General features: G+C 63.6%; 20 protein-coding genes and 2 pseudogenes. 11 read left to right on the top strand and 11 right to left on the bottom strand.

Going from position 1 to position 25,376, the window contains the following annotated elements; translation table 11 throughout:
* Positions 1–170: 170 nt before the first annotated feature.
* From AC1DWA_RS29950 to AC1DWA_RS29910, 9 genes and pseudogenes are all read left to right on the top strand, one after another.
* Positions 171–1,136, top strand: a pseudogene (locus AC1DWA_RS29950) (NADH:flavin oxidoreductase/NADH oxidase); the annotation flags it as partial.
* A gap of 139 nt (positions 1,137–1,275) precedes the next feature.
* Positions 1,276–2,718 (top strand): MFS transporter, encoded by a 1,443-nt coding sequence (locus AC1DWA_RS29945; RefSeq protein ID WP_019749059.1) that lies wholly within the window; start codon positions 1,276–1,278, stop codon positions 2,716–2,718.
* Positions 2,715–3,596: a ribokinase gene (locus AC1DWA_RS29940; protein ID WP_477847049.1), complete on the top strand. Its 882-nt coding sequence runs from the start codon at positions 2,715–2,717 to the stop codon at positions 3,594–3,596. Before AC1DWA_RS29945 ends, AC1DWA_RS29940 begins: the two co-directional genes overlap by 4 nt.
* Positions 3,597–3,649: 53 nt before the next feature.
* Positions 3,650–4,471: a MerR family transcriptional regulator gene (locus AC1DWA_RS29935; protein ID WP_021333411.1), complete on the top strand. Its 822-nt coding sequence runs from the start codon at positions 3,650–3,652 to the stop codon at positions 4,469–4,471.
* Between the two features lie 39 nt (positions 4,472–4,510).
* A pseudogene (locus AC1DWA_RS29930) lies at positions 4,511–6,610 on the top strand (RecQ family ATP-dependent DNA helicase).
* A 160-nt stretch (positions 6,611–6,770) separates the two neighbouring features.
* Positions 6,771–7,286, top strand: a complete 516-nt coding sequence (ectA, locus tag AC1DWA_RS29925) for a diaminobutyrate acetyltransferase (RefSeq protein WP_019749063.1) — start codon at positions 6,771–6,773, stop codon at positions 7,284–7,286.
* 48 nt (positions 7,287–7,334) lie between these two features.
* The gene (gene ectB, locus AC1DWA_RS29920) at positions 7,335–8,597 is read left to right on the top strand and encodes a diaminobutyrate--2-oxoglutarate transaminase (protein ID WP_020969986.1); all 1,263 of its coding nucleotides are present in this window, start codon (positions 7,335–7,337) and stop codon (positions 8,595–8,597) included.
* 15 nt (positions 8,598–8,612) lie between these two features.
* Complete coding sequence (locus tag AC1DWA_RS29915) at positions 8,613–9,011, top strand: ectoine synthase (RefSeq protein WP_003944463.1); 399 nt, start codon at positions 8,613–8,615, stop codon at positions 9,009–9,011.
* 9 nt (positions 9,012–9,020) lie between these two features.
* Complete coding sequence (locus AC1DWA_RS29910; RefSeq protein ID WP_007731007.1) at positions 9,021–9,953, top strand: D-isomer specific 2-hydroxyacid dehydrogenase family protein; 933 nt, start codon at positions 9,021–9,023, stop codon at positions 9,951–9,953.
* A 44-nt stretch (positions 9,954–9,997) separates the two neighbouring features.
* On the opposite strand, the gene AC1DWA_RS29905 is transcribed toward AC1DWA_RS29910, so the two are convergent.
* Entirely contained in the window at positions 9,998–10,519 is a 522-nt protein-coding gene (locus AC1DWA_RS29905) for a VOC family protein (protein WP_477847053.1), read from the bottom strand.
* Positions 10,520–10,569: 50 nt separating this feature from the next.
* Here AC1DWA_RS29905 and AC1DWA_RS29900 point away from each other — a divergent pair, with 50 nt between their 5' ends.
* Positions 10,570–11,427 carry an NAD-dependent protein deacetylase gene (locus tag AC1DWA_RS29900; protein WP_477847055.1) on the top strand — a complete coding sequence of 286 codons (858 nt, stop codon included), beginning with the start codon at positions 10,570–10,572 and terminating at the stop codon, positions 11,425–11,427.
* Here the strand turns inward: AC1DWA_RS29900 and proB are convergent.
* The 9 genes from proB to AC1DWA_RS29855 all read right to left on the bottom strand — a co-directional run bounded on the left by proB (position 11,400) and on the right by AC1DWA_RS29855 (position 23,875).
* Positions 11,400–12,503: a glutamate 5-kinase gene (gene proB, locus AC1DWA_RS29895; RefSeq protein ID WP_019749067.1), complete on the bottom strand. Its 1,104-nt coding sequence runs from the start codon at positions 12,501–12,503 to the stop codon at positions 11,400–11,402. The genes AC1DWA_RS29900 and proB overlap by 28 nt on opposite strands.
* A gap of 44 nt (positions 12,504–12,547) precedes the next feature.
* Positions 12,548–13,999: a GTPase ObgE gene (gene obgE / locus AC1DWA_RS29890; RefSeq protein WP_019749068.1), complete on the bottom strand. Its 1,452-nt coding sequence runs from the start codon at positions 13,997–13,999 to the stop codon at positions 12,548–12,550.
* Positions 14,000–14,211: 212 nt separating this feature from the next.
* Positions 14,212–14,481: a 50S ribosomal protein L27 gene (gene rpmA, locus AC1DWA_RS29885; RefSeq protein ID WP_003944532.1), complete on the bottom strand. Its 270-nt coding sequence runs from the start codon at positions 14,479–14,481 to the stop codon at positions 14,212–14,214.
* A 42-nt stretch (positions 14,482–14,523) separates the two neighbouring features.
* Complete coding sequence (gene rplU, locus AC1DWA_RS29880; protein WP_003944533.1) at positions 14,524–14,835, bottom strand: 50S ribosomal protein L21; 312 nt, start codon at positions 14,833–14,835, stop codon at positions 14,524–14,526.
* A gap of 319 nt (positions 14,836–15,154) precedes the next feature.
* Positions 15,155–18,418 (bottom strand): translation initiation factor IF-2 N-terminal domain-containing protein, encoded by a 3,264-nt coding sequence (locus AC1DWA_RS29875; protein ID WP_477847058.1) that lies wholly within the window; start codon positions 18,416–18,418, stop codon positions 15,155–15,157.
* A 449-nt stretch (positions 18,419–18,867) separates the two neighbouring features.
* Entirely contained in the window at positions 18,868–19,287 is a 420-nt protein-coding gene (gene ndk / locus AC1DWA_RS29870; RefSeq protein WP_042952256.1) for a nucleoside-diphosphate kinase, read from the bottom strand.
* Positions 19,288–19,305: 18 nt separating this feature from the next.
* Positions 19,306–19,761, bottom strand: a complete 456-nt coding sequence (locus tag AC1DWA_RS29865; protein WP_477847060.1) for a DUF4233 domain-containing protein — start codon at positions 19,759–19,761, stop codon at positions 19,306–19,308.
* Positions 19,758–21,197 (bottom strand): bifunctional tetrahydrofolate synthase/dihydrofolate synthase, encoded by a 1,440-nt coding sequence (gene folC / locus AC1DWA_RS29860; protein ID WP_019749072.1) that lies wholly within the window; start codon positions 21,195–21,197, stop codon positions 19,758–19,760. Before folC ends, AC1DWA_RS29865 begins: the two co-directional genes overlap by 4 nt.
* Complete coding sequence (locus AC1DWA_RS29855) at positions 21,194–23,875, bottom strand: valine--tRNA ligase (protein ID WP_024487630.1); 2,682 nt, start codon at positions 23,873–23,875, stop codon at positions 21,194–21,196. The genes folC and AC1DWA_RS29855 overlap by 4 nt, the downstream gene beginning before the upstream one ends.
* A 172-nt stretch (positions 23,876–24,047) precedes the next feature.
* Between AC1DWA_RS29855 and AC1DWA_RS29850 the strand changes: the two genes are divergently transcribed.
* Entirely contained in the window at positions 24,048–24,749 is a 702-nt protein-coding gene (locus AC1DWA_RS29850; protein ID WP_046378769.1) for a hypothetical protein, read from the top strand.
* A 72-nt stretch (positions 24,750–24,821) separates the two neighbouring features.
* On the opposite strand, the gene AC1DWA_RS29845 is transcribed toward AC1DWA_RS29850, so the two are convergent.
* Positions 24,822–25,376 (bottom strand): alpha/beta hydrolase family protein (locus AC1DWA_RS29845; protein ID WP_477917412.1); only part of this gene is annotated, 555 nt, incomplete at its 5' end.

Raw genomic sequence — 25,376 nt, 5'->3', positions numbered from 1 at the left:
ATACACATTAACCACCCACCTCCGCGGCTTGCTCGGCGGAACGAGGCTGTGACCACCCGGGACCATTCCGGCGGACCGCCTGCGAACATTTCGGCGGACCGCTGGGGAACAATTCCGATGCGCGGCGCTGTTGCACCCACCGACCTTCTTCTTCGAGTCAGGAGCCATCCGTGAGTGTGTTGTTCGAGCCTTTGACCCTGCGTGGTGTCACCATCCCGAACCGCGTCTGGATGGCACCGATGTGCCAGTACTCGGCCGACGTCATCGGCGACCAGGTCGGAGTGCCCAACGAGTGGCATCGCACGCATCTGGTGAGCCGTGCAATCGGCGGCACCGGCCTGATTCTCACCGAGGCGACGGCCGTCAGTCCCGAAGGCCGCATATCGGCAGCTGATCTGGGGATCTGGAACGACACGCAGGCGCAAGCCTTCGCCGAGATCAACGCGCAACTCGCGTACTTCGGCGCAGTGCCCGGAATTCAGCTGGCCCACGCCGGACGCAAAGCGTCGACGCAGGTTCCGTGGCGCGGCGGCAAGAGCCTGCCCGCCGACGACCGACTCTCGTGGCAGACGGTTGCCCCGAGCGCGGTTCCGTTCGGTCACCTTGCCGATCCGGTAGAGCTCACCACGGAGGGCATCGAGAAGGTCGTCGCGGACTTCGCAGCGGCGGCTACCCGCGCATTGAAGGCCGAATTCAAGGTCGTGGAAATTCACGCGGCCCACGGATACCTGATCCATCAGTTCCTCTCCCCCGAGAGCAACAAGCGAACGGACCGCTACGGAGGCAGCTTCGAGAACCGCATTCGATTGCTCCTCGAAATCCTGACAGCAGTCCGCGAGGTGTGGCCGGCCGAGTTGCCGCTCTTCGTCCGGGTCTCGGCGACCGATTGGCTGACGGAAGAGCGTGGGCTCGAGGTCGACAGCTGGACCGCGGATCAGACTGTTGCCCTGGCCAACATCCTCTCCGATTACGGGGTCGATCTCGTCGACGTCTCCACCGGCGGCAATTCACCGGCGGCACAGATTCCGGTGGAACCGGGATACCAGGTTCCGTTCGCCCGTCGCCTGCAGAACGAGAGCCTGTTACCGGCCGCCGCCGTCGGCCTCATCCGGACACTGCCGCGGGCCAGAGCCGTGCGACGGGGGTCGCAACGAGCCACAGGGCACGCGGACGCTCGATTTCCCGACCGGCTCATCGGCGAGTGGGCAACGAAAAGATGCGTGCATCAGGTACGTGCCCCGCTCGGTTCGATGATTGCGCTGGGGAGCGCATGTCATGACTACACCAGAGAACTCGATCAGCGCTCTCGAAGTGGCCGAATCACCCGATGTCTGCGTCACCGACAATGCGTCCGTCAAGCGCGCTGTCAAGGCAACGATGCTCGGAAATGCCATGGAGTGGTTCGATTTCGGCGTTTACGCATATCTAGCTACCACTATCGGAAAAGTGTTCTTCCCGGACGCGAGCGGCAGCGCTCAACTCCTCTCGACGTTTGCAATTTTTGCGGCTGCCTTCATCGTCCGCCCTCTCGGCGGATTGTTCTTCGGTCCACTCGGTGACCGCATCGGACGCAAGAAGGTCCTGGCCACCACCATCATTCTGATGGCCGGCAGTACCTTCGCCATCGGCCTCATCCCGAGCTACGAATCCATCGGTATCGCCGCCCCGATCCTGCTGGTACTCCTACGCCTGTTGCAGGGCTTTTCCACGGGCGGCGAATACGGCGGGGCCAGTACGTTCGTCGCCGAATACGCACCGGACAAGCGCCGCGGTTTCTTCGCCAGCTTCCTCGAATTCGGGACTCTGGCAGGATATGTGGCGGCAGCGGGCATCGTGACGATCATCCAGACCGTCGTCAGCGCCGAGGACCTCCTCCAGTGGGGCTGGCGCATCCCCTTCCTCATTGCCGGACCTCTGGGTCTCATCGGCCTGTACCTCCGTCTGCGTTTGGAGGAAACTCCCGCATTCCAGATGATGGAGCAGGCCGAAGAGCGCTCCCTCGCAGATGAATCCACAGGCAAGAAACTACGCGAAACTCTCGTCGACAACTGGCGTCCGCTTGTTCTGTGCATCGTCCTGGTGGCCACGTACAACATCGCTCACTACGGCCTGCTCAGCTACATGCCGACGTATCTGACCAACACGTTGGGTTACGACGAATCCCACGGACTCGTTCTGATGATCATCGTCATGATCGTGATGATGATGGGAATCAGCTACGTCGGAAAGTTCTCGGACCGCGTCGGGCGTAAACCCTTGCTGCTCAGCGGTTTCATCGGATTCTTCGTCCTGTCCCTGCCTGCCTACCTGTTGATCGGCATCGGCAACTACGTGACGGTCTTCCTGGGACTCGCCATTCTCGGCGGCTTGCTCCTGCTGTTCGTCGGGGTGTTCCCGTCTGTGCTTCCCGCACTCTTTCCGACCGGAATCAGGTACGGCGGCTTGGCAATCGGATACAACCTCGCGGTGTCGATCTTCGGTGGAACCACTCCCCTGGTGCTGACAGCTCTCGAAAGTGCAACGGGCAGCAATCTGGTCGCACCGATGTACATGATGATCGCCGCGGTGATCGGTGGTATCGCAGTCCTGATGATCCCCGAGACCGCACGGAAGCCACTGGACGGTTCTCCGCCCGCCGTGGCCACCGACGAGGAAGCACGCCGGATCATCCGCAAGGTTCGCCGCAAGAGAATGAAGGCCGATAACCTCGAGGTATGAGCACGCCTCGAATCGTCGTCGTCGGCAGTATCAACATGGATCTGACCACGTCAGTGTCCAGATTCCCCGCTCCGGGAGAAACGCTGCTCGGCACTGCCTTTGCCACCGCGGCCGGAGGTAAGGGCAGTAACCAGGCCATCGCCGCCGCGAAGGCCGGTGGGGACGTGTCCTTCGTCGGCGCGGTCGGCGACGACGGTTTCGGCACCCAGTTGCGCGGGACCCTACAAGACGCCGGGGTCGACACCGCACTGCTACGTAGTGTCGACGGCCCGAGTGGCGTCGCGGCCATCACCGTGAGCGAAGACGCGGAGAACAACATCATCGTCGTCCCGGGCGCCAATTCCTCGATCACTTCGTTGACCGAAGCAGACCTCGACGCGATCTCCCGCGCCGACATCCTCCTGTGCCAACTCGAGATCCCGGTCGAGACAGTTACAGCAGCAGCCGAGCACGCACATGCTAACGGGACGACGGTCATCCTCAATCCGTCTCCTGTGCAAGAACTTCCGGATTCACTGATCGATGCAGTCGACATCTTGATCGTCAACCAGACCGAGTCGGAGCAGTTGGCCGCGGTCACCGGTCGCGTCCGATACCTCGTCACGACGCTCGGGGCCGGCGGCGCGGATCTCCGGTCGGGCGAGGAGACAATCCACGCCGACTCCCCGGCCGTGACACCCGTGGATACAACTGGCGCAGGCGATGCTTTCACCGGCGCCTTCGCCGTGGAGTGGGTGCAGGACCAGGACCGCGCCCTGCAGTTCGCTGCCACGGCGGGAAGTCTGGCGACGACGGCCCGCGGCGCTTCGGTGTCGTCACCCACTCGCGCTGCGATCGAAAAAGTCCTGAACCGACAGCTTGACTCTGACACCGTGTGAGGTTCTAAACCTGTAGGTATCGGGTTTGTGAGAGAGAAACGGGGCGAGCAACAATGTTGAGCATCGGAGACTTCGCGAGAGCAGGTCGTGTGTCCGTGCGCATGCTCCGCCACTACGACGCCATCGGCCTGCTCGCGCCCGCGAGGGTCGACGCATCCACCGGGTACCGCTCGTACACCGCGGGCCAGTTGGCGCTGCTCAACCGCATCGTCGCACTCAAGGAGTTGGGCCTGACCCTGGCCCAGGTCCAGCAGGTGGTGGAGTCGGCGGTCACCGTCGACGAAATCCGCGGGATGCTCACGCTTCGCCGAGCAGAACTCGAGACCCGAATCCAGGAAGACACCGCGCGACTGGCGCATGTACAGGCGCGCCTACGCATCATCGAAAGTGAGGGACAGATGTCCGCATACGAGGTTGTGATCAAGTCCGTTCCGGCGCTGCGGGTCGCGGAGTTGACCGGTACCGCCAAGACGATGGATCCGTCGTCGATCGGTCCGGTGGTTCGCGGGCTGTACGAGCGCCTGTGCACCGGTTTGGATCGCGCCGGTATCGCCGCGATCGGACCTGCGCTCGCGTACTACGAGGATGCCGGTGACGACGAAAACGTCGTCGTGCATGCCGCACTACCGGTCGATGCGGATCCCGAGGGCGACTACGAGTTCGCGGTCGTCGAACTGCAGGCCGAAGCTCAGGTGGCCTCGCTGCTGCACAAGGGGTCGATGGACAACTGCCTGCCCGCCTATCAAGCCTTGGCTCAGTGGATCGACGCAGCGGGATACCGCAATGCCGGCCCCAGCCGGGAGGTCACGCTGGCGTGCCCGGAGGACGTCGACGGCTGGGTCACCGAGCTGCAGGAACCTGTTGCCAAGGCCTGAAGCCCGCACGTGTCGGCAGGGTCGTGCACCATGGGTTCCATGACCACCGCCACTGCCCCAGCCATGCGCGACGAAGCCGAGCGACTGCTCCGTGAACTCGCGGGGCCGGATGCCCGCCTACGCGAGGACCAGTGGACGGCCATCGAGGCGCTGGTGGTGCAACGCAAGCGTGCCCTCGTCGTCCAGCGGACCGGCTGGGGCAAGTCTGCGGTCTACTTCATCTCGGCGAAGCTGCTCCGGGCAACAGGTCACGGCCCGACGGTCATCGTCTCGCCCTTGTTGGCCCTGATGAGAAACCAGGTCAGTTCTGCCGAGCGTGCCGGGGTGCGAGCCGCGACCATCAACTCGGGCAATGTCACAGAGTGGGACGACATCCACGCCCGCGTCGCAGCCAATGATCTCGACGTACTTCTGGTCAGCCCCGAGCGCCTGAACAACCCCGACTTCCGCGATCAGGTTCTCCCGTCCCTGGCAGCTGATGCCGGCTTGGTAGTGGTCGACGAGGCTCACTGTGTTTCCGACTGGGGACACGACTTCCGTCCCGACTATCGGCGTATCAGGACTTTGATCGCCGAACTCGGCGAGGGCATTCCCGTCCTCGCGACCACGGCTACGGCCAACAACCGCGTCGTCGAGGACGTGTCCGCCCAACTCGGCGTCGGCGGCGAGGAAACGCTCGTACTTCGTGGCGGGCTCGAGCGCGAGTCACTTCACCTTTCCGTGGTTCACATTCCCGAGGCGACGGCGCGCGCTGCCTGGCTCGCCGACATGCTCGAGACGCTGCCGGGATCGGGCATCATCTACACGCTGACGGTTTCGGCCGCTCGCGACCTCGCAAGCCTGCTCTCCGAGCGCGGTCATACCGTCGCCGCCTACACGGGCCAGACCGATCCCACCGAACGTGAATCCCTCGAGCAGGACCTGTTGGGCAATCGCGTCAAGGCTCTGGTGGCCACCTCGGCCCTCGGGATGGGCTTCGACAAGCCTGATCTCGGGTTCGTCGTCCACCTCGGCGCACCGTCGTCACCTATCTCGTACTACCAGCAGGTGGGCCGCGCCGGACGTTCCACCGACAGGGCAGACGTGATCCTGCTGCCGGGCGCCGAGGACAAGCAGATCTGGAGCTACTTCGCCTCGGTCGCCTTCCCCCGCGAGCATCTGGTCCGCAGCGTCATCGAGCACCTCGACACCGAAAAGGCCACGTCGACACCGGCACTCGAACCGCTGGTGGAGCTCAATCGCACCCGTCTCGAAATGGTCCTCAAAGTTCTCGACGTCGACGGCGCGGTCAAACGAGTCAAGGGCGGTTGGATCAGCACCGGAGAACCTTGGGTGTACGACGCCGAGCGCTACGGTCGACTCGACGACGCTCGCCAGGCCGAGCAGGCTGCAATGGTCGAGTACCAGAGCATCACCACGTGCCGAATGACCTTCCTGCGTGAACAACTCGACGATCCGGGTCTGACATCGGAGAACTCACAGTGTGGACGCTGTGACAACTGCACCGGCAATCGCTACGACACCACTGTCGACACCACCGCCCTCGACGAGACTCGGGCGCGCTTGCAGCGCCCCGGATTCGACCTGGAGCCGCGCAAGATGTGGCCGACCGGCCTGAGCAAGCTGGGCGTCAAGCTGTCCGGGAAGATCACCGAGGGACCGGAAACCGGGCGCATTCTCGGACGGATGTCGGACCTGGGCTGGGGCCAACGTCTCCGCGCGCTTTTCGACGGTCCCGACGCCGAGGTACCCGATGCGGTGGTCAGCGCGTGTATCAGCGTTCTGGCCGCCTGGAATTGGGCCGAGCGCCCCACCGGTGTCATGGCCCTCGAATCCACGACGCATCCATTGCTGGTGTCGAGCCTGGCTGCCAAGCTGGCAGAGGTCGGGCGATAGACCGACCTGGGCACCCTTCGCTTGCGACCCGACCACCCTCCGGTGTCGGCAGCGAACTCCGCCTATCGCGTGTCCGGACTGGTCGATGTTTGGGAAGTTCCGGACATGAGTATCCATCAGGGACCGATACTTCTCGTCGACGCAATCGCCGACACCGGTTGGACTTTCACGATGGCCGCACGCGCACTTCGGCAGGCAGGTGCGCATTCGGTCCTCCCATTGGCGCTCGCGAGCCCCAAATAGCGAGTTTTGGCCCGAAATAGTCGCTCGGACAACACCAAAAGTTACATAATGTGAGCACGATCACATTCATGTCCTCACCTGGGGCGCAACGGGTTCCGCACGGCCCGAAACGGACATCTGCATGACTTCGACAGCAATGATTGTTACGTTCAGATGACCGATGAAGCCTGTTGATACGAGAGCTATCCCGACCACCGCGCCGGACGCGGTGTTGTTCAGAAGCCCACAGATCGATGACGGAGTCCGGCTCTGGGAGATCGCACGTGATTCGAAGGTGCTCGACCTCAATTCGAGTTATGCATACCTGTTGTGGTGCAGGGATTTCAGCGCGACGTCCATCGTCGCAGAGGTAGACGGCCGCGTAGTCGGATTCGTTTCCGGTTATACCCGTCCCAGCGCGCAGGAAACCCTGTTCGTGTGGCAAGTCGCGGTCGACGAGGACCAGCGCGGCAAGGCAATTGCTGCCCGCATGCTGTCCGACTTGATGGATCGCACTGCCCCACTGGGTGTTACACATCTGGAGACGACGATCAGCCCCGACAACGAGGCTTCGATCGCACTCTTCACCGCGCTCGCACGTCGACGCGAAGTACCGATAACCAGGCAGAACTTGTTCTCGCCCAAAGATTTTCCCGATGGACACGAAGCCGAAGATCTTTACACGATCGGCGCCTAGCGCACTTCGCGCTCGGCATACAGCATGCCCCGGAGGAACAAAGAAGATATGAATATCAACGAAGCAAGCATTTTCGAAACCCTCGAGTCCGAGGTCCGCAGCTACTGCCGTGACTGGCCTGCGGTGTTCACCAGCGCATCCGGATCCTGGATTCGTGACGAAAACGGACGCGAATACCTCGATTTCTTCGCCGGTGCCGGCGCCCTCAACTACGGCCACAACAACCCGGTGCTCAAATCGGCGCTGGTCGACTACATCATGAGCGACGGCATCACGCACGGCCTCGACATGTCGACAGTCGCCAAGCGCGAGTTCCTCGAGACCTTTCAGCGCAACATCCTCGAGCCGCGCGGCCTGGACTACAAGGTCCAGTTCCCCGGCCCGACCGGATCGAACACCGTCGAGGCTGCACTGAAGCTGGCTCGCAAGGTGACAGGACGTTCGGCAGTCATCAACTTCACCAACGCATTTCACGGAATGACACTTGGTGCACTCTCCGTGACCGGCAACTCGATGAAGCGCGCGGGCGCCGGTGTTCCGCTCGTGCACACGACACCGATGCCCTTCGACAACTACTTCGACGGCGTCACCGAGGACTTCCAGTGGTTCTCCCGCGTTCTCGATGATTCCGGTAGCGGCATCAACCGTCCCGCGGCAGTGATCGTCGAGACCGTTCAGGGTGAAGGCGGCGTCAATGTCGCTCGCCCCGAATGGCTTCGGGCACTGGCAACACTGTGCTCGGATCGTGGCATCCTGCTGATCGTCGACGACGTCCAGATGGGCTGCGGCCGCACCGGCCCGTTCTTCTCCTTCGAAGAGGCCGGAATCGTTCCCGACATCGTCACGCTGTCCAAGTCGATCAGCGGTTACGGAATGCCGATGGCGCTCACGCTGTTCAAGCGTGAACTCGACGTCTGGGGACCGGGCGAACACAACGGCACCTTCCGTGGCAACAACCCGGCGTTCGTCACCTCCAAGGTTGCACTCGACCACTACTGGTCCGACGACGCACTGACGAAGACAACCTTGAAGAAGGGCGCACGCATCAGCGAATGCTTCGCCAATCTCTCCGATCAGTTCCCCGGCGAGGTCTCGCACCGTGGACGCGGCCTGGTTCAGGGCCTCGTTTTCGATCAGCCCGAGCGCGCCGGCAAGGTCTGCCAGCTGGCATTCGACGAGGGATTGCTCGCGGAGACCTCCGGACCCTCCGACCAGGTTGTGAAACTGCTTCCGGCACTGACGATTACCGATGACGAGCTCGAGCACGGCCTCTCCATCCTGGCCGAGGCGACACTCAAGGTCTGCAGCTAGAGGAAGGACTCCCCCATGATCGTTCGCACCACCACCGAGATCACCGACACCGACCGCGACATCACGAGCGAGGACGGCAACTGGCGCAGCAAGCGCATCGTCCTCGGCGGCGACCGCGTCGGGTTCTCGTTCCACGAAACCACCATCAAGGCAGGTTCGGTCAACGAGTTCCACTACGCCAACCACGTCGAAGCGGTCTGGCTCGTCGAAGGCACCGGCAAGCTGATCGACCTGGACAACAACAAGGAATACGATCTCGCACCGGGGTCGATGTACCTGCTCAACGGTCACGAGCGTCACCGCGTCGAGCCCGATACGCAGATGCGCATGCTCTGCGTTTTCAATCCGCCGGTCACCGGGCGTGAGGTACACGACGAGAACGGTGTCTACCCACTGGTGGAGGTCCCCGCGTAGCGTCTAGTCATGGCGACTGACACCTCTCCACGCGTAGCGATCGGCCCCGTCCCCGATGCACTGCTCGACAGCGCGGTGCTTCGGGGCGGAGGTCTGATCAGTCCGATCGACACTGCCGACGCCCTGATCTGGGCGGGCTCACCCGAAACTTTTCCGTCGGAGTTACCGGCGTCGGTCAGGTGGGTGCAGCTGCCGTCGGCGGGAATCGAGGATTGGTTCGACTCCGGTGTGATTCCGAAGGACACCGAAATCACGTGGACCTCGGCGGCCGGCGCGTTTTCGGCCTCGGTGGCCGAGCACGCGCTCATGCTGCTGTTGGCCGGAGTTCGTCACCTGCCCGCACACATCGAAGCTCGAACGTGGCGTCAGTTCGAGTTCTTTCCCAAGATCGGCACCCTTCGTGGCTCGACGGTTGCGATCATCGGCGCAGGCGGTATCGGCCGCGCGCTGATTCCGATGCTGGCCGCGCAGGGGGCGGACAGCATCGCAGTCAATCGTTCCGGTAGCCCGGTTCCCGGAGCCATCTCGACGTACCCCGCATCCAGGATGGATGAAATCTATTCTCGCGCAGATCACTTCGTGATCGCTGCGCCCGCCACCCCGGCCACCCGTCACCTCGTTGGCCGCGCGCAGTTGGCGGCGATGCAACCCCATTCCTGGGTGATCAATGTCGCGCGCGGATCACTGGTCGATACCGACGCGCTGGTCGAGGCAATCGAGTCGGAGCAGATCGGCGGCGCCGGTCTCGACGTCACCGACCCCGAACCCCTCCCGGACGGTCACCCGCTGTGGGATCTGACGAATGCGATCATCACACCCCACGATTCCAATCCGCCGGGAGTTCGCCCCGCCGCGTTTGCGGATCACGTCTCCAAGAACGTGACCCGCTTCGCGAAGGGCGAGGCACTGGCTGCCCTCGTCGACCCGGTCGCCGGATACTGAGCACGCGGCTGAAGCCTGAATGATCCGGCGAAAGCTGCCGAACGTTACTGTGGCGAATCCGTATCCGGGAAGAAGAGCGCCCGCGCCCGGCGAGCCACCTCATCCGCAGGTACGTCCTCGACCTTCGTGCATACGGCCCACCGATGGCCGAATGGGTCGAGAAACACTCCATGCCGGTCACCCGAGAACGTATCGGCGACCGCCGTGAGCAGCGTGGCTCCCTCGGCGACGGCCCGAGCGACGAACTCGTCCGTGTCCTCGGAGTAAACGACGATGGACGAATGCACCCAGCCGTCCTGCGGCGACCTGAGACCGAAGTCCGGCATCTCCTGCGAAAGCTGCAGCATCGAATCACCGATCCGAATCTCGGCATGCATGAGAGTGCCGTCAGGTGAATTCATCGCGTCGACGATCTCAGCTCCGAGTGCTCGTTTGTAGTAGTCGAGTGCGGCATGCCCGTCCGGCACCGCAAGGTAGGGAGTGATCGTGCGGTAACCAGCGGGAATTGGGTTCACTGTGTTCATGTCTACGAGTATCGACAGTCGTACACGTGTTCTATTGAACATTTCGGACTTCCTCCGCGCCGCCGTCTCGCACACGCGCCTATCCTGGAACGGTGCCTACCGACAACAGCCGCCTCGACGCCCTTCCCGAGCTCCTGTCCGGCCGTCGCCTGGCAGTTCTGACGGGTGCAGGCATCTCCACCGACTCCGGAATCCCGGACTACCGTGGCCCCGATTCACCCCCGCGCAATCCGATGACGTTCCAGCAGTTCATCGGCGATCCGGCGTTTCGACGTCACTACTGGGCGCGTAACCACATCGGCTGGCGATACATGGACAGCTCGCGGCCCAACCAGGGCCACCGGGCCGTCGCGGCACTCGAGCGAACAGGGCGAGCCGTCGGTGTGATCACCCAGAACGTCGACCTGCTGCACACCAAGGCCGGCGCGCGAAACGTCATCGACCTCCACGGCACCTACGCGCAGGTTCGATGCCTGAGCTGCCAGCGGCTGATCTCCCGCGCCACTCTCGCCGAGAGACTGGAGGAAGCCAACCCCGGATTTGCCGAAACTGTGGCTGCTGCAACGGGAGTCGAGATCGCGCCCGATGCAGATGCCGTGATCGAATCCACCGCACACTTTCGCGTCGTAGATTGCGCCGTGTGCGGTGGGCTACTCAAGCCGGACATCGTCTACTTCGGTGAATCCGTCCCCAAGGAACGTGTGGCCCGGGCGTACAGCCTCGTCGACCAAGCCGATGCACTGCTGGTAGCCGGGTCGTCGTTGACGGTGATGTCCGGTCTGCGTTTCGTGCGGCATGCCGCCAAGACCGGGAAGCCGATCGCCATCGTCAATCGCGGAACGACCCGAGGTGACGAATACGCCGACCTCAAGCTCGAAGTCGGTTGTGCTGAAGCACTTTCCGCCCTGGTCGAGTACGACAGCTACAGCGCCACCAAGTCGTCCGCGTGAACCACGGGACGCTGCATGTCGGCCGGTAGATCGGCGGTGGAGCGCCCCAGGATCTCCTCGATCTCCGTAGCGTCGAACGCAACGACACCCCGAGCGACGGGCTTCTCCCCCGGTCCCATCAGCGACACGACATCGCCGGCGTGAAAATCGCCGGACACACCGACGATGCCCGCGGACAGCAGGCTTCGACGCTTGGACACCACCGCGCGAACGGCGCCTTCGTCGAGGTGAAGGTCACCCGATGTGTCAGCGGCGTGACGTACCCAGAATCGGCGAGCCGACAATCGCGTCGGCCGGGGCGCAAATGCTGTTCCGACATCGGCACCACTGAGTGCCTGCGCAGCGTCCGATGCTGCCGCGAGCAGCACCGGCACTCCGGAATCAGCGGCCAGGCGTGCTGCTGAGAGCTTTGACGCCATGCCTCCGGTACCGAGAGCGCCACCCGATCCGGCAACCACACCGTCGAGATCCTCGGGACTGTTGACCTCGGGAATCAGTGTGGCATCGCCCTTTCGGGGATCCCCGTCGTACAGGCCGTCCACATCCGACAACAGAATCAACGCGTCGGCGCCGACGAGATGAGCAACCAGAGCAGCCAGCCGATCGTTGTCACCGAATCGAAGTTCGGTGGTGGCAACGGTGTCGTTCTCGTTCACGATCGCCACCGCGTGCAATGCCCGTAGACGATCGAGTGTCCGTTGGGCGTTGCGGTGCTGCGTCCGTCGAGCGATGTCGTCCGCCGTGAGTAGAACCTGCCCGACGGTACGCCCGTAACGGGCGAACGACGTACCCCAGGCGTGAGCCAGCGCCAACTGACCGACGCTGGCCGCAGCCTGCTTGGTCGCGAGATCCCGCGGTCGCTTGGTCAGTCCCAGCGGCGCCAGCCCGGCGCCGACGGCACCGGACGAGACGACGACAACATCGGAGCCCGCGCGCATGCGGGCCTCGATGGCATCGGCCAACAGATCAAGTCGGTGAGTGTCGAGTCCCGCCACCAGACTGGTGAGCGCAGACGACCCGATCTTCACGACGATACTGTGAGCCGACGCTATCGACTCCCTGGTGGACCCGAGCACAGTCCCGTTCCCTCTCTTCGGTTTTCGTCCTGAAATCGCGTGAGTCAGGCGTCTTCGTCGAGCAGCCCGCGGCGGACGCGACGAGCATGCTTGCGCTCGTCGGCGCCGATACGCTCCACCTGATCGAGACGCGGGTCGGTTCCACGGCCCGTACGGGTCAGATCGATACCGGCCGGCGTCATCGGCTCCCACTCGAAGCTGACGTCACCGATGGTGACGGAAGCCCCTGGCTGAGCGCCCTTCTTGACCAATGCGTCCTCGACACCCAAGCGTGCAAGACGGTCGGCGAGGTAACCAACGGCCTCGTCGTTGTCGAAGGCGGTCTGACGAATCCACCGCTCCGGGCGGGTGCCTCGGACGACGAACCCACCAGGGATATCGGGATCCTTCTCGATGGTGAAGCTGGAATCCTTCACCTTGACCGGGCGAATGACCTGGCGCTTCGGCTCGGGCTTCGGATGAGCTTCGCGGTAGTCGCGGACCATCTTCGCCAGCGCGAATGTCAACGGTCGCAGACCTTCTCGGCTCACCGCCGAGATGGTGAAGACCGGCCATCCGCGAGCTTCGATCTCGGGTGTGACCATTTCGGCCAGCTCGGCTGCCTCCGGAACGTCGGTCTTGTTCAGGATGACGACGCGCGGGCGCTTGTCGAGGTCACCGAGTCCCGAGTCGCCGGAGAGCGCGGGCGTGTAAGCGGCCAGCTCTGCTTCCAGGGCGTCGATGTCGGATATCGGGTCACGCCCCGGATCGAGGGTGGCGCAGTCGATCACGTGCGCCAATACGGCGCAGCGTTCGATGTGGCGCAGGAAGTCCAGGCCCAAACCGCGGCCTTCGCTGGCACCGGGGATCAGCCCGGGCACGTCGGCGACGGTGAAGGTGGTGTCACCGCTCGAGACGACGCCGAGGTTGGGGACCAGAGTGGTGAAGGGGTAGTCGGCGATCTTCGGCTTGGCCGCCGAGAGAACGGACACCAGCGAAGACTTACCGGCAGAGGGAAATCCGAGCAGACCGACGTCGGCTACCGACTTGAGTTCGAGCACCAGGTCACGCTCGACACCGTCTTCACCGAGGAGTGCGAAACCTGGGGCCTTGCGAGCCTTCGAGGCGAGTGCTGCGTTGCCGAGTCCGCCGCGGCCGCCCTGAGCGGCGTCGTAGCGCGAGCCGACACCGACGAGGTCGGCAAGGACGTTGCCGTCGGTATCGAGAACCACAGTTCCATCCGGGACCTTGAGGATGAGGTCTTCACCGTTTGCACCCTCGCGGTTACTGCCGGCGCCCTGCTTGCCGTTGGTCGCCTTCGCGTTGGGATGGAAGTGAAAGTCGAGGAGGGTGTGGATGTTCTCATCGACCACGAGGATGACGTCGCCGCCGCGACCTCCGTTGGCACCGTCCGGACCGCCGAGCGGTTTGAACTTCTCGCGGTGTACGGAGGCGCAACCATTGCCGCCTTTTCCAGCGCTGACGTGCAGCACAACACGGTCAATGAATCGGGACATGACTGCCGGATCCTTCCTCAGTCAATTGCGGGTCTCACGCGATGAGCTGAACTTCTGGTGAGCAGGGTTGCTCGGGGTAAAACTGGCACTGCTTAAACAAACGATAGGGGCGGACCGGGTTATTTCAACCCTGGTCCGCCCCTATCGGGAGCTTGGAACGCGTCACTCTCTTACCGAAAGTAGAACCGGTGACGCACAACTAGCGAGAAAGACTAGACCTCAGCCGCAACGACGGCCGGAACGATGTTCACGGTCTTGCGTCCACGCTTCTGGCCGAACTCGACTGCACCGGCAGCGAGAGCGAACAGGGTGTCGTCGCCGCCACGGCCGACGTTGACGCCGGGGTGGAAGTGCGTGCCGCGCTGGCGAACCAGGATTTCGCCTGCGCTGACCGACTGGCCGCCGAAGCGCTTCACGCCGAGGCGCTGGGCGTTTGAATCGCGACCGTTACGGGAGCTGGATGCACCCTTCTTATGTGCCATGCTATTGACCCTCCTCGGGTGAAATTAGCTAGAAAGAACTGGTTACTTGATGCCCGTGACCTTGAGCACCGTGATCGGCTGCCTGTGGCCCTGACGCTTGTGGTAACCGGTCTTGTTCTTGAACTTGTGGATGCGGATCTTCGGGCCCTTGGTGTGCTCGACGATCTCACTGGTGACTGCGACCTTGGCCAGCTTGGCCGCGTCGGTGGTCAGGTCAGATCCGTCGACCACGAGAACGGGAGCAAGCGAGACAGCAGTGCCGGGCTCACCCTCGATCTTCTCGACCTTGACGAGGTCACCAACAGCGACCTTGTACTGCTTTCCGCCGGTCTTGACGATCGCGTACGTTGCCATCGGAGGGCTACCCCTTGCTTCTTCGAACTTGCTCGCGCTGCTGCCTGAGGCTTCAAATGCATCGCGACTGGTCTGGTTTATGTCACCTCGGCTCGGCACTGACGTACCGGGACATTCACGCGCACTCTAGGCACACGGAATCTCTACCGCCGGGTGGCGACCCTCCAAGGTTACGGGAAAGCAACCGTCAGGGTCAAACCGCCCCGCCGAGGGGTGGTGCTTACTACTCTGTACTGCTTCTACCAGCTGAAACTTCGGATAACGGTTGGATGTCCTCGCTCATCGCGAAGTCATCCAACCGACCGAAAGCCAGTAGTTCTTACTCTCCGTCTACCGGAGGACCTGCGGGGCGTGCTGCTGCACGCCTGCGACGGGGTCGCTTGACGACGACAACTTCTTCCTCAGCCGGAACTTCGGTGGCCGGAGCCGGAACGTTTTCCACGACCGCTTCTGCCACGGGTTCCGGAGTCGGAATCACGAAGACCGTACCCACCTCGGGAGCTGCCTCGGCAACCGGTGCCGACGCTGCCCGCGACGCCCGGCGACTACGCCGACGACCGCGCGGAGATGCTTCGGTCGAAGCGGCCGCCGACTCGTTGTCCACTGCGGATACTTCTTCCGCAGCAGAGTCCACAACAGGAACGTCATGGCGCTCAGTAGCAGCAGGAGTATCGATCGGCCGATCCTGTTGCCGATCGGCACTTTTGGATGCATCATCCCCCGAAGACGTACCGGTGGAATCAGACTCGATCGAGTCGGCCGCGACGGTCTCGTCGTCGTCGTGGTGGTGCGAGGCCATCGCCAATGCCACCGGATGAGCCCGCTTGACGGTCGCGTCGACAGCCGGAACCTCCGGCGCCGGAGCTTCCTGTCCGTTGGACTCGGTCGAAGGCGACTTGTCTCCGCGGCCACGCTTGTTCTTGCGCGAGGTGCCGGATTCGCTTCGCTGCGAGCCCGAACGCGATCCCCCGTCGTCCGAGGACTTCACCTCGACCGGCTCGGAGTGGACGATGATCCCGCGGCCGTGGCAGTGCTCACAGGTGGTCGAGAAGGCCTCGACCAATCCGGTGCCCAACTTCTTGCGCGTCATCTGCACGAGTCCGAGTGACGTGACCTCCGACACCTGATGGCGCGTGCGATCGCGACCCAGGCATTCGGTGAGCCGACGCAGGACCAGGTCCCGGTTCGATTCGAGGACCATGTCGATGAAGTCGACGACGATCATTCCGCCGATGTCCCGCAGGCGCATCTGGCGAACGATCTCCTCGGCTGCTTCGAGGTTGTTGCGGGTAACGGTCTCTTCGAGGTTTCCGCCGGCTCCGGTGAACTTTCCGGTGTTGACGTCGACGACGGTCATGGCCTCGGTGCGATCGATCACCAGGGTGCCGCCGGACGGCAGCCACACCTTGCGATCGAGTGCCTTGGCCAACTGCTCGTCGATACGGCGAGCGGCGAAGACGTCGATACCGTTGTTCGGCGTGTACTTCTCGAGTCGCGGAAGCAGGTCGGGCGCAACGGAGTTGATGTAGTTCTCGACCGTCGTATGCGCCTTCTCGCCCTCGATGACCAGCTTGGAGAAGTCCTCGTTGAACAGATCACGAATGACCTTGACCAGCATGTCAGGCTCTTCGTACAGCGCCTGCGGGTTGCCGGACTTACCGGTGTCCGCAGCCGCGGCCTGCTCCTCGATGCCGGCCCACTGAGCCTGCAGACGAGTCACGTCGCGCGCCAACTCTTCTTCGCTGACGCCCTCGGACGCCGTGCGAATGATCACGCCGGCGTCGGCGGGAACGATGTCGCGCAAGATTTCCTTGAGACGCTTGCGCTCGGTGTCCGGAAGCTTGCGGCTGATACCCGTGGACGTACCACCGGGCACGTAGACGAGGAAACGACCGGCAAGCGAAATCTGTGTGGTCAGTCGAGCACCCTTGTGACCGACCGGATCCTTGCTGACCTGAACGAGCACCTGATCGCCCGGCTTGAGGGCCTGCTCGATCTTGCGCGAGTTGCCACCGAGACCGGCAGCCTCCCAGTTGACCTCACCGGCGTAGAGAACGCCGTTGCGGCCACGTCCGATGTCGATGAACGCCGCTTCCATGCTGGGGAGCACGTTCTGGACACGTCCGAGGTACACGTTGCCGACCATCGACGCGGACGCCGAGTTGGTGACGAAGTGCTCGACCAACACTCCGTCTTCGAGGACTGCTACCTGTGTAGTCGCATGCGGCTGACCGCTGTCTGCTCGATCGCGCACAACCATGACGCGATCGACGGCCTCACGACGCGCGAGGAACTCCGACTCGGTCAGAATCGGCGGACGACGACGGCCGGCGTCACGACCGTCGCGGCGACGCTGACGCTTCGCTTCCAGACGTGTCGAACCACTGATGCCCTGGACCTCGTCCTTGACGCGGGTCTTGTTGCGAGGTTCGCGCTCGTGAACGACGGTGTTCGGCGGATCGTCCTCGGACGTCGCAGTCGCGTCGGTGGCGCCGTCGGTGCCGGTCTTGCGACGACGACGACGGCGGCGACGGCGGCTCGATCCGTCGGCATCGAGATCGGAATCGTCGGCATTCTCGGAATCCGCATCAGCGGTGGACTCGGACTTATCACCGGATTCTTCGCCGGCAGCGTCGTCGGTTTGCTTCTCGACTGCCGCAGGGGCAGATTCCTGCTCCGATTCGGTAGCGGTATCCGACTCTTCGTCCGAGCCCTGCTCGCCACCCTGTTCACCGCGACCACGTCCACGTCCACGTCGTCCACGACGACGGCGACGCGGCTGATCGTCGTCCTCGTCCTCGGACTCGGCGCTCTCGCCCTCGGTTTGCGGTGCGGTCACAGCCGGCTCTTCGACGGCAGGAACTGCAACCGGTGCTGCCTCGGGAACGACGGTTTCGGCTTCCGTAGTTGTCTGCTTCTCTTCGACGACCGCCGGTGCAGCGGGTTCGCGGCGTGCGCGACGGCGACGCGGAGCTACCTCGGCGGCTTCGAGATCCGGCTGCAGGAACAGCGGGACCTGCGGCGCGGCGGGAGCCACCTCGGGCTGATGGGTCTGCGGCGCCTCGAAGGAAGTGAACAGATCGGACTGCTCGGCTTCCTTGCTCTGCAGCGCAGCAGCGGCGTCGAGTCCAGCGCTGATCTCGGCGACAGCCGGATCCACTGCTTCTTCTGCTGAAGGTTCTTCGGCGGCCGGTTCTTCGACAACGACCTTTTTGCGGGTGCGACGAGCCCTGACAGGCTTCTCGGCCGGAGCCTCTGCAGCAGGCTCTTCCGCAACAGGGGCCTCGGCAACCGGGGCCTCGACAACCGGCGCCTCGACAACCGGGTCTACGAGGCTATCGAGCTCGGCGACGACCGGCTCGATGGCCTCGGCCGCGGAAGTCAGCGAGGCGTGAATCCGCTGGGCAACGTCCCGTTGGAGACTCGACTGCGCACTGCGCAATTCGGTACCGAGCGCTGCGGCTTCGGCAAGGACCTGCTTGCTGGTGACACCGAGCAGCTTCGCCAGCGCGTGTACCCGCATCTTGTCGGGAAATTCCGGGGTGGTGCTGGAATCTGATTCGGTTGGGGATTGATCGGCCACGTAAGTCTCCTCAGCCCCCGGGCGCGTCCAACCCAGAAGTCGAGTTGTCACGCGGCCACGCGGGAGCGTGCTGTGTGTACTCGCACTCAGAAGTGAGTGCGAGATTGTAAGGTCTCGCTCCGCATGGTCCGCAATGCCCGTTATTCACTGCGAGCACATGAAGTGCCTGGCTGGATGGCCGTTGTCCTGTGCGCGAGCGCCTGATCATCCAGCGTGCAGAGGTCCAGGGATTTCCTGTTGACCTGGAGCAGCGATGAAAGGGCATCGAACCTAGGTGTCATCCGGTTGAACGTGCGTAAAACAAATTGCGGTTCAACTGAAAGCAGTATCCCACACCAACGCGCCTGCAACTGCAAAGGGCGCACCGATGTGGGATACGTGCCGAGAATTCGCTGTGGAGATGTGGGCCGAAGGCCCGTTCATGTGGGCCAGAGGCCCCGATCGAAGATTCAGATGGACGACAGCGCGGGGAACCACAGAGCGATTTCGCGCTCTGCCGACTCCACGGAGTCACTGCCGTGAACGAGGTTCTGCTGCGCTTCGAGTCCGAAGTCGCCACGGATGGTGCCCGGAAGAGCTTTGTCGACCGGGTCGGTTCCGCCGGCCAACTGACGGAAAGCAGCGATGGCGCGGGGGCCTTCGAGCACTGCGGCCACCAGCGGACCGGAGGTGATGAACTCCAACAAGCTCGGGTAGAACGGGCGCTCGGAGTGTTCTGCGTAGTGGCTACCAGCCACCTCTTCGGAAGCTACACGGAGTTCGAGTGCTGCAATTGTCAGGCCTTTGCGCTCGATACGGCTGAGGATTTCTCCTACGTATCCACGGGCAACGGCGTCGGGCTTGATCAGTACGAGGGTGCGCTCAGTCACAGCGGACAGCCTAAATGGTCAGCCCCGCTGGCCGGGAAGCAGGCCCTTGTCCATCCGGCGCTTGATGTCTCTCTGCAGGTAGACGAGGTATCCCCAGACGATCCCGAAGGTGATCGCCACACCGGCAATCGACGGGTGGACGAAGAATCCGAATAGTAGAATCACCTGCAGTGCGACGTTGAACCCCATCGCCCACGGCTTGCCCTGGACGCCGGCTCCCAGAATCATCAGTACCGCCAACCCGATGATGAATCCCGCGGAGGCCGCGGTGAGGCCACCGCCGACGACCGCGACAACCGGCAAAGCCAGCAGCACGACGATCGCCTCGAGGATCAGGGTTCCGGCCATCACTCCGCGGAAACTTTTCCAGGGGTCCTTGGTCGGAGGCCCGAACTCGCCGGCAGTGTCTCCGGACTCGGGGTCTCCGGGCTCGTGGCCTCCGGACTCGGGATTGGCATCTGACGGGGTACTCACGCGGGGTCCTTTCCGAACAGCGTGCGGGCGGCGCCTGCGGTCACGACGGATCCCGTCACCACCACACCTGCCCCTGATACGGCTTCGCCGGGTTCGGCGACCTGCTCGGCGATTTCGATCGCGACTTCCAACGCGTCGGCAAGCACCGGCGCCACGACGACGCGCTCGTCGCCGAACTTCGCGACGGCAATGTTCGCCAGCTCCTCGACATCCATCGCCCGGGGTGACCCGTTGTGGGTGACGACGATCTCGTCGAAGACGGATTCGAATGCGGTCAAGATGGCGTCGACGTCCTTGTCCGCCATCACGCTGACAACTCCCACAAGCTTGCGGAAGTCGAACTCCGCGGCCAGTGCGGCGGCGAGAGCACGCGCACCGTCGGGATTGTGGGCGGCGTCGAGAAAGACCGTCGGCGCACTCCGAACACGTTCGAGGCGACCGGGATTGACGATCGAGGCGAACCCGTTGCGGATTGCGTCCTGATCCAGTTGTCGATCCGGACCGGCGCCGAAGAACGCTTCGACGGCAGCGAGCGCGAGCGCGGCGTTGCGCGCCTGATGCTCACCGTGAAGGGGGAGGAAGATGTCGGTGTACACACCACTCAGGCCTTGAAGTTCGAGCTGCTGTCCACCTACCGCGATCTGGCGAGCAAGCACCTTGAACTCCGAGCCTTCACGCGCGACCGCGGCCTCGACCTCGACTGCTCGGCGCAGCAATACCTCCATGACTTCTGGAGTCTGCTCGGCGATGATCGCGACGGTGTCCACCGGAACCAAGTCCTCGCGGCCCTTCTTGATGATCCCGGCCTTCTCCTCCGCGATTCCGGCCAGGTCGGTGCCCAGGTACTCGGCGTGATCGAGGCTGATCGGCGTGATCACCGCGACCTGTCCGTCGATCACGTTCGTGGCGTCCCAGCGTCCGCCGAGGCCGACCTCGACCACGGCGACGTCCACCGGAGCCTCCGCGAATGCCGCATAGGCCATCGCAGTGAGCACTTCGAACTTGCTCATCGCCGGTCCCCCGGCTTCCTGCGACTGTGCGTCGATCATCTGCACGTACGGCTCGATCTCGCGGAACGTGTCCACGTAGAGCCGCGGGGAGATCGGATGACCGTCGATGCTGATCCGCTCGGTCGCGATCTGCAGATGAGGGCTGGTGGTTCGGCCGGTACGACGATGCAGAGCGCTCATCAAGGAGTCGATCATGCGCGTCACCGACGTCTTGCCGTTGGTTCCCGTGACGTGCACCGACGGATAGTTGTGCTGCGGTGAGCCCAGGACATCCATGAGCGCCTCGATACGAGTCAGTGACGGCTCGATCTTGGTCTCAGGCCAACGCTTGTCGAGTTCTGCTTCCACCAGCGCCAGTTCGGCGATGTCGACCGGAGTCGGAACCGAACTCTGAGCGTCGAATTGGGACGGCTCGTACGAACTCACTTGTCGGCCAACTCCTTCAGACGTCCTGTGATGCGCTCGATCTCTTCGACGGCGATCTGGCGACGTGTCTTGATCTTGTCGACGACGGCGTCGGGCGCCTTCGCCAGGAAGGCCTCGTTCGCCAGCTTGTTGTCAGCGGTGACGAGCTCCTTCTGCGCTGCCGCGAGGTCCTTTTCGAGCCGCTTCTTCTCCGCGCCGAGGTCGATGGTGCCCGAGGTGTCGATGTCGACCGTGACGGTGCCCTGGCTCAGACGCACCTCGACGGAGATCGACGCGGTGAATCCCTCTTCGGGTTCGGTCAGCTTGGCAAGCGCCGCCACGTAGGCGAACTGGCCGTCCATGCCTGCCTCCGAGAGCCCGGACGCACGAGCCGGAACCTTCTGGGAAGGCTTGAGCCCCTGATCGTTTCGGAAACGTCGCACCTCGGTGATCAGCTTCTGGGTGTCTTCGATCCTGGTGGCGGCCTGGGTGTCGACTGCCACACCGGACAACGTCGGCCAGTCGGCGACGACGACGGATTCACCACCGGTGAGCACCTTCCACAGGGTTTCGGTCACGAACGGAATGACCGGGTGCAGGAGGCGGAGCAGTGCATCGAGAACGTTGCCGAGGACGGCGCGGGTGTTCGCGGCGACAGCCTCGTCGGCGGCGAACTGCACCTTGGCGAGTTCGAGGTACCAGTCACAGACCTCGTCCCACGCGAAGTGGAACAAGCCTTCGCACGCCTTGCTGAACTCGTAGCGATCGAATGCGGCGTCCGCCTCGGCTTGGACCGTGTCGAGACGGTCGAGGATCCAACGATCGGCGTCGGTCAGTTCGCTTCGAGCAGGCAGCGGCGCGGGAGCAGCGCCGTTCATCAGTGCGAACTTGGTCGCGTTGAACAACTTGGTCGCGAAGTTGCGCGAGGACTGCGCCGAATCCTCACCGACGGACAGGTCACTGCCCGGGTTGGCGCCGCGTGCGAGTGTGAATCGCAGGGCGTCGGCGCCGAAACGATCGACCCAGTCGAGTGGGTCGATACCGTTGCCGCGAGACTTCGACATCTTCTTGCCGTACTGATCGCGGACCAGTCCGTGCAGGAACACGTCCTTGAACGGCATCTGCGCGCCGGACTTACCCGGACCGGCGGTGATCGACTCGTCCTCGGACACGTAGGTGCCGAACATCATCATGCGGGCGACCCAGAAGAACAGGATGTCGTAGCCGGTGACGAGAACGCTGGTGGGATAGAACTTTTCGAGTTCGGGCGTGTTGTCGGGCCAGCCCATCGTCGAGAAGGGCCACAGTCCCGAGGAGAACCAGGTGTCGAGGACGTCGGGATCCTGGACCCAGCCTTCCGGTGCCGTTTCGTCGGGACCGAAGCACGCAACTTCACCCTCGGGGCCGTACCAGACCGGAATGCGGTGGCCCCACCAGAGCTGGCGGGAAATGCACCAGTCGTGCATGTTGTCGACCCAGTCGAACCATCGCGGTTCCTGGCTCGCCGGGTGAATGACGGTGTCCCCGTTGCGAACCGCGTCACCCGCAGCCTTGGCGAGCGTCTCGACCTTGACCCACCACTGCAACGAGAGACGAGGCTCGATGGCCTCGCCACTGCGCTCGGAGTGCCCGACGCTGTGCAGGTACGGGCGCTTCTCGGCGACGACGCGGCCCTGCTCGGCGAGAGCTTCGCGAACCTTGACGCGAGCCTCGAAGCGGTCCATACCGTCGAATTCGGTTCCCGTGTCGGCGATCTTGCCGGTCTTGTCCATGATGGTGGGCATCGGCAGGTTGTGCCGCAGGCCCATCTCGAAGTCGTTGGGGTCGTGAGCCGGCGTGATCTTCACTGCGCCGGTTCCGAACTCGGGGTCGACGTAGTCGTCCGCGATGATCGGAATCTGACGCCCGGTGAACGGATGATCGAGAGTGGTTCCGATGAGGTGCTTGTAGCGCTCGTCTTCGGGATGGACCGCCACTGCGGTATCACCGAGCATCGTCTCGACGCGAGTGGTCGCGACGATGACGTGCGGCTCGTTGTCGTCGAGCGAGCCGTAGCGCAGGGAAACCAGCTCACCCTCGACGTCCTCGAACTTCACCTCGATGTCGGAGATCGCGGTCTGCAGCACCGGCGACCAGTTCACGAGACGCTCGGCGCGGTAGATCAGACCCTCGTCGAACATGCGCTTGAAGACGGTCTGAACGGCGCGCGAGAGGCCCTCGTCCATCGTGAAACGATCGCGACTCCAGTCGACACCGTCACCGATGCGCCGCATCTGGCCCCCGATGGTTCCACCGGATTCGCGCTTCCAGTCCCAGACCTTGTCGATGAAGAGCTCGCGGCCGAAATCTTCCTTTGTCTTGCCGTCGGCAGCGAGCTGCTTCTCGACGACGGACTGCGTGGCGATACCGGCGTGATCCATGCCAGGTAGCCACAGCACCTCGTAGCCCTGCATCCGCTTGCGACGGCTGAGCACGTCCATGAGGGTGTGATCCAGGGCATGGCCCATGTGCAAGCTGCCCGTGACGTTCGGGGGCGGCAGCACGATGGAGTAGCCGGGCTTGTCGCTGGTCGCGTCGGCCTGGAAGTACCCGGCGTCTACCCAGCCTTGATACAGATCGGCCTCTACAGCGCTGGGGTCCCAGCTCTTGGGTAGGGCGTCGGCGGGGGTCTGGGGGTTCTCTGGAGCTGCACTGGTCACCACTTGATCCTAATGACTCCCCCGTCGTGAACGAATTCGCCCGTCGGCCGCCGCGGCGCACACGAACGACTGCCCCGCAGTCCGGGGTCAGCCGAACAAACGATATTCACCGATCCGCTCCGCTGACAGGATCGCTCTGAAGGACGACCGACCAACTACCTGTGGAGCAAATATGTTGAACAACTGGAGTTCTCGCCGTCCCGGCGTTCGAACCTTGGCGGCGGCCGCGACGATCGGAGCGGCGGTTGCCCTCGTGCTTCCGGCGACTGCGTCCGCTGCCCCCGGCATAGAAGAAAGCGTGCAAGGAAGCATCGACAGTGGCAGCGCCACGATCAACGGAAGCGTCGGCGATATCGGGAACGACATCGCAAACGGCATCGCCAGCGGCAGCGTGGGCGACATCGTCGGCGGGATCGCCACTGGGAACCTCAACGACGTTCTCGGCGGCCTGAACGCCGGCTCGACCAGCGCGACGGACATCGTCAACGGCCTGGCCAGTGGCAACGTCAGGGACATTCTCAGTGGCCTGGCCAGCGGCAGCGGCGGCGGCGGATCGTTTGCACCCATGCAGCGCTGCGACGCCTCGACCGTCTCGGGCGGCGCAGGAATCACCAGCACCAAGCACGAACTCGGCCGCGGTGGCCCGACCTCGTTCGTGCTCGGCTACGAGACCGAAAACGTCCCGGACCTGATCGAGGTGTACTACGAAGGTCGGTTGATCCACAGCACCGGATACATCGGCGACAACATCAACGAGGGAACTGGTTCAGCTGTCGTCAACGTGCCCGCCGGTGGGGCGTCGTCCGTTCTGGTTCGCGTCACGGGCCCTGACCACACCGAGTGGTCGTACACCGTTCGTTGCCCCGGCGCCTGAGTCCGGTCCGGATCCGCGCGAAGACGATCGTGCCTCGTTCGGCTGCTTCAGCCGAACGAGGCATGCGCGCGTTCAGCCCAGAATCTCCGGCAGCGCGACATCTTCGCCGAGAACGTGCTCGGAGAGGAACGCGGTGACCACCTCGTACCAGATCTTGGTGTGCTGTGGCTTGAGCACCCAGTGATTCTCGTCGGGGAAGTACAGGAAGCGATGGTCCGTTTTCCCGTCGTCGTCGGCGGGCAGACCTGACTCGGCGAGCAGTTCGTACCAGAGTCGCAAGCCCTCACCGATCGGAACCCGGTAGTCCTTGTCGCCATGGATGACCAGCATCGGAGTCGTGATGTCCGCGACGTACAGGTGTGGCGAGTTCTCGACGGCCATCTCCGGCGACATCTCGCGTTGCCAGTACCAGGCCGCGTCCGTCGTCGGGCCGAATTGATCGAGTGCCCAGAGGCTTGCGTGGGTGACGATCGCGTCGAAACGGTTGGTATGGCCGGCGATCCAGTTGGCCATGTAACCGCCGAACGAACCACCCATCGCGCCGGTTCGCTTGGGGTCGATCTCGGGCTGCGCGACGGCAGCATCGGTGATCGCCATCAGATCGGTGAAGGGCGCCTTGCCCCACTG

This window comes from Rhodococcus sp. P4_F3_2, assembly GCF_056401335.1.
This window is presented reverse-complemented; position numbering and strand designations above follow the sequence as displayed.

Coding starts and splice junctions, on each gene's coding strand:
- rplU (WP_003944533.1), bottom strand. CDS start 14,835: ATGGCAACGTACGCGATCGTCAAGACCGGCGGAAAGCAGTACAAGGTC.
- AC1DWA_RS29945 (WP_019749059.1), top strand. CDS start 1,276: ATGACTACACCAGAGAACTCGATCAGCGCTCTCGAAGTGGCCGAATCA.
- AC1DWA_RS29915 (WP_003944463.1), top strand. CDS start 8,613: ATGATCGTTCGCACCACCACCGAGATCACCGACACCGACCGCGACATC.
- ectB (WP_020969986.1), top strand. CDS start 7,335: ATGAATATCAACGAAGCAAGCATTTTCGAAACCCTCGAGTCCGAGGTC.
- obgE (WP_019749068.1), bottom strand. CDS start 13,999: ATGTCCCGATTCATTGACCGTGTTGTGCTGCACGTCAGCGCTGGAAAA.
- AC1DWA_RS29940 (WP_477847049.1), top strand. CDS start 2,715: ATGAGCACGCCTCGAATCGTCGTCGTCGGCAGTATCAACATGGATCTG.
- AC1DWA_RS29905 (WP_477847053.1), bottom strand. CDS start 10,519: ATGTTCAATAGAACACGTGTACGACTGTCGATACTCGTAGACATGAAC.
- rpmA (WP_003944532.1), bottom strand. CDS start 14,481: ATGGCACATAAGAAGGGTGCATCCAGCTCCCGTAACGGTCGCGATTCA.
- ectA (WP_019749063.1), top strand. CDS start 6,771: ATGAAGCCTGTTGATACGAGAGCTATCCCGACCACCGCGCCGGACGCG.
- AC1DWA_RS29910 (WP_007731007.1), top strand. CDS start 9,021: ATGGCGACTGACACCTCTCCACGCGTAGCGATCGGCCCCGTCCCCGAT.
- AC1DWA_RS29850 (WP_046378769.1), top strand. CDS start 24,048: ATGTTGAACAACTGGAGTTCTCGCCGTCCCGGCGTTCGAACCTTGGCG.
- AC1DWA_RS29935 (WP_021333411.1), top strand. CDS start 3,650: ATGTTGAGCATCGGAGACTTCGCGAGAGCAGGTCGTGTGTCCGTGCGC.